Origin of the sequence: Pseudomonas chlororaphis, assembly GCA_001023535.1 — a bacterium.
GTDB classification, from domain to species: Bacteria; Pseudomonadota; Gammaproteobacteria; order Pseudomonadales; family Pseudomonadaceae; genus Aquipseudomonas; species Aquipseudomonas chlororaphis_E.
Genome location: CP011020.1, coordinates 3,193,485 through 3,206,720, shown reverse-complemented (window position 1 = coordinate 3,206,720; position 13,236 = coordinate 3,193,485). Strand labels below are relative to the sequence as shown.

The following is a 13,236-nucleotide window of genomic DNA, read 5'->3' as shown; positions in this document are numbered from 1 at the left end:
GGGCGCTTGCCACAGGGGCAGTGTTTTCCTTGGTTGAGTGCTGCCTATGACACCGTTATTTGCCTCCCTGCGCTGGCTCTACCGCCTCGAATGGCGCCGCGGCTTCTACGACTGGGCCCGCAGCGACGGGGTGACCTGGGTCTACATGTTCAAGGTCCTGCTGGCCGCCTTCCTCACGCTGTGGTTGGCGATGCGCCTGGAACTGCCACAGCCGCGCACGGCCATGATCACCGTGTTCATCGTCATGCAGCCGCAGAGTGGCCAGGTGTTCGCCAAGAGTTTCTACCGCTTTCTCGGCACCCTGGCCGGCTCGGCGGTGATGGTGGCGTTGATTGCCCTGTTCGCCCAGAACACCGAATTGTTTCTCGGCAGCCTGACGCTCTGGGTCGGTCTCTGCACGGCCGGCGCGGCGCGTTATCGCAACTTTCGTGCATACGGTTTCGTACTGGCCGGCTACACCGCCGCGATGATCGGCCTGCCCGCCCTGGCGCACCCGGAAGGGGCGTTCATGGCGGCGGTGTGGCGGGTGCTGGAGATTTCCCTGGGAATTCTCTGCGCCACCCTAGTCAGCGCCGCGATCCTGCCGCAGACCGCCAGCGCCGCCATGCGCAATGCCTTGTACCAGCGCTTCGGCGTGTTTGCCCTGTTCGTCACCGATGGCTTGCGCGGACGCAGCCGGCGGGAGGCATTCGAAGCCGGCAATGTGCGCTTCATCGCCGAAGCTGTCGGCCTGGAAAGCCTGCGCAGTGTGACCGTGTTCGAAGACCCGCACATGCGCCGCCGCAATGGCCGGCTCAGTCGCCTGAACAGCGAATTCATGGGCATCACCACCCGCTTCAACGTCTTGCACCAGTTGCTCGAACGCCTGTGTGGCAGCGCCGCCGATCACGTGGTGAATGCCATCAAGCCGGGCTTGCAGACGCTGGCGGAACGGCTGGACGGTTTCAGTGGCCGGCCGCTGACCGACACCGATGCGGCGCGGCTGGCGGTGGCGCTGGCCGAGTACAAGGCCGACCTGCCGGCGCAGGTGCGGCGGCTGCGGGCGCTGTTCCAGGAAACGGCGCCGAGTGACGCCCAGCAGTTGGATTTCCATACGGCTTATGAACTGCTCTACCGCTTTGTCGATGACCTGCACGGTTATGCCCTGACCCACGCCTCCCTGGCCGACCACCGTCACGAACGTGAGCGCTGGGACGAGCCGTTCGTGCCCCAGACCAATGGCCTGGCGGCGGCCGCCTCGGGGTTTCGCGCCGCCTTCATCCTGTTGGTGCTGGGCAGCTATTGGGTGGCCACGGCCTGGCCGAGTGGCGCGACGATGACGATGATCGCCGCGGCTACCGTGGGTTTGTCGGCGGCGACGCCGAACCCCAAGCGCATGGCGTTCCAGATGGCTTGCGGCACTTTGCTTGGCGCGTTGATCGGCTTCGTCGAGATGTTCTTCGTGTTTCCTCTGATCGACGGTTTCCCGCTGCTCTGCGTGATGCTCGCGCCGGTCATCATGCTGGGGTCGTTTCTCAGTTCCCGACCGCAGTACGCCGGCGTCGGGCTGGGGTTGCTGATCTTCTTCTGCACCGGCTCGGTGCCGGACAATCTGACCGTCTACAACCCCTACGCGTTCATCAACGATTACCTGGCGATGATCCTCGGCATGCTGGTGTGCGCGGCCGCCGGCGCGATCATCCTGCCGCCCAATAGCCGTTGGCTGTGGCGTCGGCTCGAACAGGATTTGCGCGAGCAAGTGGTGTTCGCCATCAGCGGCAAGCTCAAGGGCCTGGCCTCGGGGTTCGAAAGCCGTAGTCGGGACCTGCTGCACCAAGCCTATGGCTTGGCGGCGGGCCAGCCTGGGGTGCAGCGTGATCTGCTGCGCTGGATGTTCGTGGTGCTGGAAGTCGGCCACGCGATCATCGAGTTGCGCAAGGAGCAGGCGATCCTGCCGGTGCACCCGGCGTATGCCGAAAGCCAGCCGTGGCGCCAGGCGATCCGCGGGATGGGCAGGGCGCTGGTGCGGCTGTTCCGCCAGCCGGGCCACAGCAACCTGGAACGGGCCCTGGCGGCGGTCGATCACGCCATCGGGCGCGTGCAGGCCACTGACGAACCCTTCGCGCCGCACTTCGACACGTCCGCCCTGCGGCGGGTGAAAAGCTACCTGCATTTCATCCGCACCTCGCTGCTCGACCCGCAATCACCATTGGCGGCCTACGCACCGCCGCTGCGCCAGGAACCTGAACATGCCCCGTGAGATCGCCTTCCATGGCGTGTACATGCCGACCATGACCCTGATGTTTTTCATCGCCGCCGCCTTGGCCTGGGCCCTGGACCGTTTCCTGTCCGGGCTGGATCTGTACCGCTTCTTCTGGCACCCGGCGCTGCTGCGCCTGAGTCTGTTTACCTGTCTGTTCGGCGCGTTGGCGCTGACGGTCTACCGTTGAGATCGATGCGATGAAAAAGTTTTTCAGCCTGCTTGCGACGCTGCTGGTGCTGGCCTTGGCGCTGTGGATCGGCCGTGCGTTGTGGGAGCACTACATGAACACGCCCTGGACCCGAGATGGCCGGGTGCGGGCCGACATCGTCAACGTCGCCGCCGATGTCAGTGGTGAAGTGGTCGAGGTGGCGGTGCGCGATAACCAGCGGGTGAGCAAGGGCGACCTGCTGATGCGCATCGACCCCGAGCACTATCGCATTGCGGTCAAGCAGGCCCGTTCCTTGGTGGCGTCACGCAAGGCCACCTGGGAAATGCGCAAGGTCAACGCCCATCGCCGTGCCGACCTCGACAGCCTGGTGATCTCCCGGGAAAACCGCGACGACGCGAGCAACATCGCCGACTCGGCCCTGGCCGATTACCAGCACGCCCAGGCGCAACTGGAGGCCGCCGAGTTGAACCTGACGCGCACCGAAGTTCGTGCGGCGGTGGACGGCTACGTGACCAACCTCAACGTCCACCGTGGCGACTATGCGCGCATCGGCGAAGCGAAAATGGCCGTGGTGGACATGAACTCGTTCTGGGTCTACGGCTTCTTCGAGGAGACCAAGCTGCCCAAGGTGCGGATCGGCGATCCGGCGCAGCTGCAACTGATGAGCGGTGAGGTGCTCAAGGGGCACGTGGAAAGCATCTCCCGCGGCATCTACGACCGCGACAACCCGCAAAGCCGCGAGCTGATCGCCGACGTCAACCCGACCTTCAACTGGGTGCGCCTGGCCCAGCGGGTGCCGGTGCGCATCCACCTCGATGAAGTGCCCGAGGGCGTGTTGCTGGCAGCGGGGATGACCTGCACCGTAGTGGTCGAAAACCAGGCCGAGCGGTGACTGTGGGAGCAGGGATTTTGTGGTGTATGTGGATTTGTGGCGTGCCACGAAATCTGTGGGAGCGAGCTTGCTCGCGAAAGCGGTGGTTCAGTGGGCATTGACGGTGGCTGTGCTGGCGCTTTCGCGGGCAAGCCCGCTCCCACAAGAGAGCCGGGGCTGAGGCCAAATCTGCGCCCAAACCACAATCCTCCTGTGGGAGCGAGCTTGCTCGCGAAGGCGGTGGTTCAGTGGGCATTGACGGTGGCTGTGCTGGCGCTTTCGCGGGCAAGCCCGCTCCCACAATAGAGCCGGGGCTGAGGCCAAATCTGCGCCCGAACCACAATCCTTCTGTGGGAGCGAGCTTGCTCGCGAAGGCGGTGGGTCAGTTGGCATTGATGGTGGCTGTGCAGGCGCTTTCGCGGGCAAGCCCGCTCCCACAATAGAGCCGGGGCTGAGGCCAAATCTGCACCCAAACCACCCCCCTCCTGTGGCAGCCGCCGGGAGGTTTGTGGCCGTCGCGGTCCCCGTGGCGAGGGAGCTTGCTCCCGCTGGGTGGCGCAGCCGCCCCAAAAAATGCCCGGCGTTAAAGCGAGCCCCCCAGGCCAAACCGCTTCCTCAAGCCCTTCTCCAGCAACCCCTTGGGCAGCAAGCCCGCCATCAAGGGCAAGGCCCGGCTGCCGTTGCCCAGGCGCAGCAGGCGAGGTGGTTTGGGTTGTTGGGCGGCCTTGAGCAGTCCGGCGGCGAATTCGTCGGCTGGGGTCGGGTTGTCCTGGGAGGCCCTGGCCCTGGCGCGGATGCCGTCGCGCAGGGGCCACCAGGGTGATCGTTCGGTGAGCAGCTGTTCGGCTTCATGGCCGGCGTTCTTGGCGAAGCTGGAGGCGATGGCGCCGGGCTGGACCTCCATGACCCGGATGCCGAACGGCGCCAGCTCCATGCGCAAGGCATCGCTCAACGCATGCACGGCGGCCTTGGAGGCGCAGTAGGCGCCTGCGAACGGCGTGACCAGCACCCCGGAAACGCTGCCGATGTTCACCACCAACCCCCTGGCCCGACGCAGTACCGGAAACAGCGCGCGCGTCACGCCGACGATGGCGAACACATTGGTCTCGAACTGGCGCTGCATGGCCGGCACACCACCGTCGAGCAACGGGCCCATGGCGCCATAGCCGGCGTTGTTGATCAGCACATCGAGGCCGCCGTGCTGCTGGTTGATCCGCTCGCTCAACTGCTCCAGCGCCGCGCCATCATTCACGTCCAACTGAACAGCGGTAAACCCGGCGGCGCTCAGCGCCGCCACATCCTCAGCTTTACGTGCACTGGCCCAGACCTGATACCCGGCGGTCTTGAAGGCATCCGCCAGGGCGCGGCCGATGCCGCTGGAACATCCGGTGATCAACGCGACAGGCATGGTGCATTCCTTGTGCAAGAAAGTGGAGGCGTGGAATCAGTTGGAGAAACTACCGTGCAATCGCTCGGCGCGAAACTCCAGGCTCTGCGCACGATAGCCCGGACGCAGTGGCGGCAGCGGCAGGCAGTCCTGCCAGCTGGCGCCCGGTTGCAGTTCGCCGGGGCCACGATAGCGCGGTGCATCGTAGGGATTGTCGGCCAGGTTGAGGGTATCACCGGGGGCGTAGGCTGCGACCTGCCAGTACAGCTCGGTCAACGGCACGTCATTACCGTTGTTCAGGTTCAGCGACAGTGGACGGTCGGCGGGGCAGCGCTCGGGCGCATAGGTGATGCGCAGCTCCAGGCGATCGAGCTGGCGGTTCTCGCGGTTTTCCTGCCAGAGCACCCACGCCGCCACCAGGCCCAGCCCGACGAACGCGGCCAGGGACACCGGCAACGCCTTGGCCGGGTAGCGCAGCAACAGGATGAGCCAGGTGATGACCAGCAAGACGCCGATAAGCATGGTGGAAGCCTCCGATACCGTCGTCACATCCTACCGAACGCAACGGCGGTGGCGAAGCGCTGATGCGTGCCAGGACCGCAATGAAAAAAAAGCCCCCACCCAGGCCACTGCGGATAGGGGACGCAGTGGCCTGGATGGGGACTTTTTGTCTTGCCCGGTGTTATTGCGCGATGGTTTTCACCGACACGCCACGTTCGACGGGAGTGGAACGCCCGTAGATGTCCTCGAAGCGCTCGATGTCGTCTTCGCCCAGGTAGCTACCGGACTGCACTTCGATGATTTCCAGCGGGATCTTGCCCGGGTTGCGCAGGCGGTGGACCGACGCGATCGGGATGTAGGTCGACTGGTTCTCGCAGAGCAGGAACACGTTCTCGTCGCAGGTCACTTCGGCGGTGCCGCTGACCACGATCCAGTGTTCGGCACGGTGGTGGTGCATCTGCAGCGACAGGCACGCGCCCGGCTTGACCGAGATGTGCTTGACCTGGAAGCGACCACCCATGTCCACCGAGTCATACGAGCCCCACGGACGATACACTTCGCAGTGGTTCTGAGTTTCGGTACGACCCTGGGCGTTGAGGGTGTTGACCATCTTCTTGACGTCCTGGACCTTGTCCTTGTGGGCAATCATCATGGCGTCCTTGGTCTCGACCACCACGATGTTCTCCAGGCCGATCACCGACACCAGCTTGCCGTTGCCGTGGATCATGCAGTTGCGGCTGTCCTGGACCACCACGTCGCCCTTGGTGACGTTGCCGTCGGCATCCTTGGGATTGACTTCCCACAGCGACGCCCAGCAGCCGACATCGCTCCAGCCCGCCGACAGCGGCACCACGCAGGCGCGCTGGGTTTTTTCCATTACCGCGTAGTCGATGGAATTGTCCGGGCAGCAGGCGAAGGTGGCTTCGTCGAAGGTGATGGTGTCCGCGGTCTGCTCGCTGCGCTCAAGGGTCAGCAGGCAGGTGTCGTAGATGTCCGGATCGTGCTTTTTCAGCTCTTCCAGGAAACGGCTGGCGCGGAACAGGAACATGCCGCTGTTCCAGAAGTAGCCGCCGGCCTCGACGAACTCGGTGGCGCGCTTGACGTCGGGTTTTTCGACGAAGTGCGACACGCGGCTCACGCCTTCAGGCAGCAGCGCGTCGTTGGTCGACTTGATGTAGCCATAACCGGTTTCCGGTTTGGTGGCGGGTACGCCGAACAGCACCATTTCGCCTCGCTCGGCGGCCACGGTGGCCAGGGCCAGGGCGCGTTGCAGGGCCTTCTGGTCATCGATCACGTGGTCGGCCGGCAGCACCAGCATCAGCTCGTCGCGGCCTTCGTTGACCAGCATCATCGCGGTCAGCGCCACGGCCGGGGCGGTGTTGCGCCCGAATGGCTCCATCAGGATGCGCTGGGCTTCCAGGTTGCGGCCTGCCAGCTGCTCGTTGACGATGAAACGGTGGTCTTTGTTGCAGACCACGATCGGCGTGTCCATCCCTTCGAACACCAGGCGCTCGAGGGTTTGCTGGAACAGGGTGTGTTCGCCGGTCAGGGCCAGGAACTGTTTAGGGAATTGCTTGCGCGAAAGCGGCCAAAGACGTGAGCCGCTACCACCTGACAAGATCACCGGAATCATGTGTGTTACTCCTTTGAAGCGTAATGGTTATAGAGCTACTGCGTTCTGTCGTTTCACTCTTGTTTTTATTCCGTGCCCGACTGACACCCCAATTCAGGGTGGGAGCGGGCTTGCTCGCGAAAGTGGTGTTTCAGCCAACATCAATGTTGAATGTGAGACCGTATTCGCGAGCAAGCCCGCTCCCACAGGGGCACAGCGTCAATCAGGTGAATTCATCAGCGGGTCGACACTGGGCGTTTCACCCATACCGGCGACAGGCTGCTGCCGGAACCGGTGACGTAGAGCACGGCGGCTTCGCCACGCTCCAGGGCCACAGGCTTGAGGTCGCCGACTTTCTTGTCGCCTTCAAACAGCGCCAGGCTTACTTTCACCGGGTTGATTTCACGCTCGCCACGGCCTTTGGCCGCCACGTTCGGGACCACTTCGGTCTTGCCGTCGGCGGTCTTGAGGGTCAGAGCCTTGTCGCTGAGGTTCTGCACGCGCACCAGGGACTTCTGCTTGTTCTTGAACGGTGGTTCTTCGATCAGCTGAGGCTGGCCGCTGGCGTTGTTGACCAGGGTGTAATAGTGATCGGGAGCCAGTTTGACCGGGACGGTCTGGCTGCCGACCTTGGCGCTGTAGTCGCCGCCAGGCATGAAGCTGAAGTCGCTGCTGGCCAGTGGGGCCACGTCGTTGAGGTTGGTGCTGCCGACGGTGGCGCTGACTTCGGCGTTGCTGGCGTTGTAGATGCGCACGAAGCTCGAGCCTTTTGGCGCGACTGGGCCGTACAGGGCCGAGTCACCGGCAAAGGCGGAGAGCGAGAGGGCGCTCATGCTGGCGACGAGGGCGACAGCCTTGAAGGAGCGAGCGGCGAGACGGCGAGGAGTAGTGTTGAAAGTCATGGTGGACCTCTCTTTCAGTTTTGCGCCCGGTCGGGCGTCTCGGATGGGGTGTTGGCGGCTACGTTCTGTTGACGCGCGCCGGCTTGCTTGAGCTCTGCGACCCACTGCGGGTCGGCGTCGCCGATTTCGTTGTTCACAGGCAGGTAACGTTCAGGAAACTCCCAGATCAGCACCTGTGGCGGGCTGTTCTTGAAGGCGTCGCTCTTGAGGTAGCTGAGCATCGGCAGAATCGGGCCGTGGCCGTCTTCGGCGTAGTTCACGACGTCGCTGTGCAGGGCTTGCTTGAGGGCACCGACGAAGTTCCAGTTGGGGTTGGCGCTGTAGCTGGTGCCGATCAGGGCCACGGGCACCTGGGCATCGGCGAACAGCGCGTCGCCTTCGGCCGGCTGGTCGTCGGCTTCGCGGGTGTTGCGTTTGACCAGCGGCTCCTGGGCTGGCATCAGGTTCTCGAACAATGGATCGAGTGGCAGGAACTGGCGCAGGTCGCCCTTGTGGGTGATTTTCTCCGCGGGCTCGGTCACGAAACGCTGTGGCTGGCCTTCCAGCGGCGTGCGTTCGGCAATCGCCTTGGCGATGTGCTCGGCCGCGACCTGGGCACCTTCCGGAGTCCAGTGGGTGTCGGTGCGCAGGAACACTTGCTGGCCGCTTTGCTTGGCCTGTTGCAGGGGGCCAAGCAGGTCGGGCGCGAGGATCTTGTCAGCCGCCACGCGGCTGTGGAAATCCTGGTAGAGGTTGGCGTGAATGCTCGAAGGCTTCACTTCACCCAGGTGCTCGGGGTACAGCCGCGCCTTGGCCGGCACGATCGCCATGACCAGGGTCACGCCTTGTTCCTTGAGCTTCTGGCGCACGCCTTCGACCAGCGCGTAGTTGCCTTGCAGGTTCAGCTCTTCGTTGACGATCGGGTTGAACTCTTCGTCGCTGTACAGCCACTGGTCGCGGCCCAGGACCACGCCCTTGCGGCCTTCGTTGAACAGCTTGTAGTCCAGCGCGGCCCAGATGTTGGTGCCCAGGCGCTTGATCGGGAACTCGTCGTCGTAGTGCGTTTCCACGGCTTTGGCCCAGCGACCGTTGAGCACGGTCGCGTCCGGGTTGGTGTTGAAGCCGAAGAAGCTGCGCATCGACCAGAGACCCAGGGCCGTCAGGATCACCATGAACAGCGTGACATAGAAGATGCGTAATGAGCGGGTCATGTTCAGATCCCTCAGAACTGGAAGTAAAGGAACGGCGAGAAGCTTTGCGCCGAGAGTTTGAGAATCGAGGCAATGAACAGCAGCAGTACCAGGGCGCGCATCACGTAGCGCGACCAGTCCACGGTCCAGTAGGCCGGTTGCACCTGGGCTTCGACACCGACGGTGTAGCCGGGTTCGTGGATAGCCGACGGGTTGTCGCCTGGTACGGCCTTGATCAGGCCCGGTTGGGCGGTGGCCGGGCCGTTGGCCTCGGTGTTCACTTCAGGCTTGGCCTTGACCGGCGGACGGTTGGTGTAGAAGTCGCGCAGGCCGAAGAAGGCGAGGGTGACGTAGGCCACCACCAGCGTGGCGATCTGCAGGCCGGTGAGGTTGGCGCGGGTCAGTTCCGACAGCGACCAGTCGCCGAAGCTGAACATGGCGCCGTACATGCGACCGGCCACGTGCAGGTTCTCGGCACGGAAAATCACCCAGCCCATGACCACCAGCAGGAAGGTCAATGCCCAGCGGATCGGGTTGATGGTGCGTGGGGTGGTGTTGATGCCCACGGCCTTCTCGATGGCCAGCCAGATGCCGTGCCAGGCGCCCCAGATCACGTAGGTGATGTTCGCACCGTGCCACAGGCCACCGAGCAGCATGGTCAGGAACAGGTTGCGGTAGGTCATCAACGTGCCTTTGCGGTTACCGCCCAGGGTGATGTAGAGGTAGTCGCGCAGCCAGGTGGACAGGCTGATGTGCCAGCGGCGCCAGAACTCGGTGATCGATTGGCTGATGTAGGGCTGCTTGAAGTTTTCCATGAAGCGGAAACCCATCATCAGGCCCAGGCCGATGGCCATGTCGCTGTAGCCGGAGAAGTCGAAGTACAACTGCGCGGTGTAGGCCAGCGCACCGAGCCAGGCGTCACCGGTGGTCGGGTTCTGCAGGGCGAAGCAATGGTCGGCCACCACCGCCAGGGTGTCGGCGATGAACACTTTCTTGATGAAGCCCTGCATGAAGCGCGTGCAGCCTTCGGAGAACTTGTCCAGGGTGTGGGTGCGGTTGTTGAACTGGTCGGCCAGGTCGCGAAAGCGCAACACGGGGCCGGCGATCAGGTGCGGGAAAATCGCCACGAACGCCGCGAAGTCGATCAGGTTGCGGGTGGCCGGGGTGTCACCGCGATAGACGTCGATGATGTAGCTGATGGACTCGAAGATGTAGAACGAGATCCCGATCGGCAACAGCACGTGGGTCAGGATGAACGGCTCCAGGCCGAAGCTGGTCATGATCGCATTGAGGCTGTCCACGCCGAAGTTGGCGTATTTGAAGTAGCCCAGGATGCACAAGTCCACTGCCACGCCGAGCAACAGCCAGCGCTGGGCCGGTTTGGTCCGCACGCCGGCGGCGCCGACCTTCAGGCCGATCCAGTAGTTCCACAGGGTGACGGCGGCGAACAAGGCCAGGAAGTCCACCCGCCACCAGGCATAGAACACATAGCTGGCAATCAGCAGCAGCAGGTTGCGATAGCGTTGCCCGCTCAAGTAATACAGGCCGAGAAAGATCGGCAAGAACAGGAACAGGAACACATTGGATGAAAATACCATCCCGATCTCTCCATGTTGAATCAACAGTCAAGGGCCAGAGCCCCCCCAAACCCCCCCATGAAAACCGGGGAGTGATGACCCTGTGGGAGCGGGCTTGCTCGCGAAGGCGGTGTGTCAGTCGACATCGATGCTGGATGTCAGAGCGCTTTCGCGAGCAAGCTCGCTCCCACAGGGTTTCGAGTGTGTCTACGAACCTTTGCTGCCTTTTTCGTTGGCCGGGTCATACACCTTGGTCAAGTCCCCGCCGAGGCGGAATGTCTTGAACGGTTGCATTTCATGCTTGCGTTCCAGCACATCCTCGGGGCAGCTGTAGAGGCTGCAGAACGGTTCGAGCCAGGCGAATTTCGAATCGACCTTCAAATCCTTCATGTCCTGCTCTTCGCCGTTCTTCTCTTCGAAGATCTCCGGGTCCTTCACCCCGGCCAGCACCCGGTCACCCAACCGCTTGAGGGCACCGTTGTTTTCCTGGCGCAGGTCGACACCGTTGACCTGGGCGAAACTGGCGATCATCGCCAGCGGCGGCAGGGCATAGTTGTGATACGACAAGGCCCGTTGCTTGCGCTTGAGTTCGTTGGGCAGGTAGCCGTCGGCGTCGACCTGGTTGACCCCGACCTTGTATTCCTTGACGGCCCAGTCGAACAGGTCGCGGCGGTTGGTTGCCACGGAGGTGGCCATCACCGACCAGGCGGCCCAGTACGAGTGGTTGTTGGTCTTGTCCAACGGCAGGTTGTCCCAGTCGCTGACCACCTGGTCGGCCATCTTGCTGAACCAGCTTTCGATCAGTTGCGCTTGTTCCTGATGGTTGGCCAGTGGCCGCGACTCGGAGAACTTCAAGCGCACATAGGCCGAGGCCATGCTGCCCAGGGCCCATTTGCGCATGGACTTGCCGGTGTGGTTGAAGTCCTTGGACATCAGCGCATCGGCCTTGGCCCAGGTGGTCAGCCAGTTCAGGGTGCATTCCAATTGTTCCGGGCGACCGTCACGCATGAATTGCATCACCTGCTTGCTGACGCCGCGCTCGATCTTGGTGATGTCGGCGGTGCTGTCGCGAAAGGCTTTTTCCGATTGCACGTTCAGGGTCGCGCGGGCCTTGTCGGAGCCCTCGTACTTGCTGCGAAATTGCAGGGAACCGGTGTAGGGCGTCGGGGTGGCATCGCAGCCTTGGGAGGCTTCGCCCACCTTGACCTTCTCGATCGGTGCGAAGTAGCCCTGTGGCGGGCGCAGCGGGGCCGCCGCCTGCGTGGCCCCGGCGAACATCGCCAGGGTCAGCAGGGACGGTGCCAGCAGTGTTTTCAACGTTCGGGTATGCGTGGTTCTGGTCATGAGACGAGACCTCATTGTCCGATCTGAGCCGTTTGTTCGGCTTGCACAGATGCGTTGCGTTTGCAGACTTTCGCTTCCACCTGCAGAGGGGCTGCACCGGCTTCAGGCCCCTGGACTTCCAGGGCCAGCAGGTTCTGGGAAGCCCAGTCTTCGTCGGTGCGCAGTTGGAAGGCGAAACGCCCGTCGGTTTCGGAGGTATCCGGTTTTTCGATCTTGATATCCTCGTGGCGCCCATTCATGTACCAGAGGGTGGCTTGCAAGGTTTTCACCGAGGTATCGGCGAAGCGGATGTCGATCTGGTGACTGCTGTTACGCAGGTCCATATTCTTGCTATTGACCATCAATTCGTTCTTGCCCGGCTTGAGGGCGGTCTTGCTGCTCATCAGCGCCGGCTTGCCTTCACAGCCGTTGTTGTCGAGCAACGCCATCATCTGGCGGTAGATGGTTTCCTGGTCCAGGCGATACAGCGGCGAGAACTCCCAGATGAGGATCTTCGGCGGGTTCTTCTGGAACTCTTCGCTGCCCAGGTACTGGATCATGGCGCCCTCGAAACCGCCGCCGGGGAAGGCCACGTTGAGGATGTCGGCGCCGATGGCTTCTTCCAGGAAACCGGCGAAGTTGTAGTTCTTGCCACTGTGGCTGGTGCCCACGAGGGTGATCTGCGGGTTGCCGGAATCACCGAACAGGTCGCCGTCACCAGCCTCGCCCTTCGGCTCGGTGGTGAACTGGTCCATATACTGGATGGCATAGCTGGTGCCGCACAGTTGGCCGGCCATGTTGTGCAGGGTGCCGGTCTTGCCCATGCGGCCGGACTTCTTGGTCTCGAATTCACGCTTGGGAATGTCGGCGAAGGCCGGGAGCTGCTTGACCTTCTCGGCAACGATCTTGGCCGTGCGCTGGGCACCGTAAGGCGTCCAGTGTTGGTCGCCACGGAAGTAGAAGTCGTGGGCCGGGAGGGTTTCAGGCAGGTTTTCGTTGGTCAGCGGCGACAGGTCCGGCACCACGTAACCCATCTGGGCGAAGCGGCCCAGCATGGTCTTGTAGTTGGTCAGGGCCTTGTCGAAATCGAAACTGGCCTTCTCCTGGGGGTTGAGCTTGTTGCGGTTCACCAGGCCACGGGTCGGCTGGTAGACCAGCACCAGTTCGACACCCTTGGCCTTGAACGCGTCATGCAATTGTTGCAGGCGCTTGTAGCCGGCCGGGGTGGTGTTGAACTCGGTACGCAGGTCTTCCTGGGTCCGGAACAGCCAGTCGCCCTGGGCCTGGACCAGCGTGGTGAAGTTCTGCTGGTAGCGCGTGGTGTAGTTCTTCGCATCGTGGGCCGCAGGGCACAGGTTGCAGCAAGGCTCGGCCGTGAAGGTCGGTGCCTGGATTTCATCGGCGCGCGCGCCCGAGGTGGCGGCGAGAATGCCGGCAGTCAGGGCGGACAGGCCCAGAAGCTTGATCATCTGTGGGTTCATAA

General features: G+C 63.0%; 11 protein-coding genes. 3 read left to right on the top strand and 8 right to left on the bottom strand.

What is annotated here, in order from left to right; genetic code table 11:
* Nucleotides 1-46: 46 nt before the first annotated feature.
* From VM99_14210 to VM99_14200, 3 genes are read left to right on the top strand one after another with little or no spacing between them, the layout of a single operon-like run.
* Nucleotides 47-2,239 carry a fusaric acid resistance protein gene (locus tag VM99_14210; protein AKJ99166.1) on the top strand — a complete coding sequence of 731 codons (2,193 nt, stop codon included), beginning with the start codon at nucleotides 47-49 and terminating at the stop codon, nucleotides 2,237-2,239.
* Nucleotides 2,229-2,429 (top strand): Na+-dependent transporter, encoded by a 201-nt coding sequence (locus tag VM99_14205; protein AKJ99165.1) that lies wholly within the window; start codon nucleotides 2,229-2,231, stop codon nucleotides 2,427-2,429. The genes VM99_14210 and VM99_14205 overlap by 11 nt, the downstream gene beginning before the upstream one ends.
* 10 nt (nucleotides 2,430-2,439) lie before the next feature.
* Nucleotides 2,440-3,303: a membrane protein gene (locus VM99_14200; GenBank protein AKJ99164.1), complete on the top strand. Its 864-nt coding sequence runs from the start codon at nucleotides 2,440-2,442 to the stop codon at nucleotides 3,301-3,303.
* A 562-nt stretch (nucleotides 3,304-3,865) separates the two neighbouring features.
* On the opposite strand, the gene VM99_14195 is transcribed toward VM99_14200, so the two are convergent.
* From VM99_14195 to VM99_14160, 8 genes are all read right to left on the bottom strand, one after another.
* Entirely contained in the window at nucleotides 3,866-4,690 is an 825-nt protein-coding gene (locus VM99_14195; protein ID AKJ99163.1) for a short-chain dehydrogenase, read from the bottom strand.
* Between the two features lie 36 nt (nucleotides 4,691-4,726).
* Nucleotides 4,727-5,191 carry a multidrug transporter gene (locus tag VM99_14190; GenBank protein AKJ99162.1) on the bottom strand — a complete coding sequence of 155 codons (465 nt, stop codon included), beginning with the start codon at nucleotides 5,189-5,191 and terminating at the stop codon, nucleotides 4,727-4,729.
* Nucleotides 5,192-5,351: 160 nt separating this feature from the next.
* Nucleotides 5,352-6,803, bottom strand: a complete 1,452-nt coding sequence (locus tag VM99_14185; protein ID AKJ99161.1) for a mannose-1-phosphate guanylyltransferase — start codon at nucleotides 6,801-6,803, stop codon at nucleotides 5,352-5,354.
* Nucleotides 6,804-7,018: 215 nt separating this feature from the next.
* The gene (locus tag VM99_14180) at nucleotides 7,019-7,684 is read right to left on the bottom strand and encodes an alginate O-acetyltransferase (protein ID AKJ99160.1); all 666 of its coding nucleotides are present in this window, start codon (nucleotides 7,682-7,684) and stop codon (nucleotides 7,019-7,021) included.
* Nucleotides 7,685-7,698: 14 nt separating this feature from the next.
* Nucleotides 7,699-8,874, bottom strand: coding sequence for an alginate O-acetyltransferase (locus VM99_14175; GenBank protein AKJ99159.1), 1,176 nt, complete (start codon nucleotides 8,872-8,874; stop codon nucleotides 7,699-7,701).
* Between the two features lie 11 nt (nucleotides 8,875-8,885).
* Nucleotides 8,886-10,451: a poly(beta-D-mannuronate) O-acetylase gene (locus VM99_14170; protein AKJ99158.1), complete on the bottom strand. Its 1,566-nt coding sequence runs from the start codon at nucleotides 10,449-10,451 to the stop codon at nucleotides 8,886-8,888.
* Between the two features lie 186 nt (nucleotides 10,452-10,637).
* Complete coding sequence (gene algL / locus VM99_14165) at nucleotides 10,638-11,774, bottom strand: poly(beta-D-mannuronate) lyase (GenBank protein AKJ99157.1); 1,137 nt, start codon at nucleotides 11,772-11,774, stop codon at nucleotides 10,638-10,640.
* Nucleotides 11,775-11,785: 11 nt separating this feature from the next.
* On the bottom strand, nucleotides 11,786-13,234 hold the full coding sequence (locus tag VM99_14160) for an alginate O-acetyltransferase (GenBank protein AKJ99156.1): 1,449 nt from the start codon (nucleotides 13,232-13,234) through the stop codon (nucleotides 11,786-11,788).
* Between the last annotated feature and the right edge of the window lie 2 nt (nucleotides 13,235-13,236).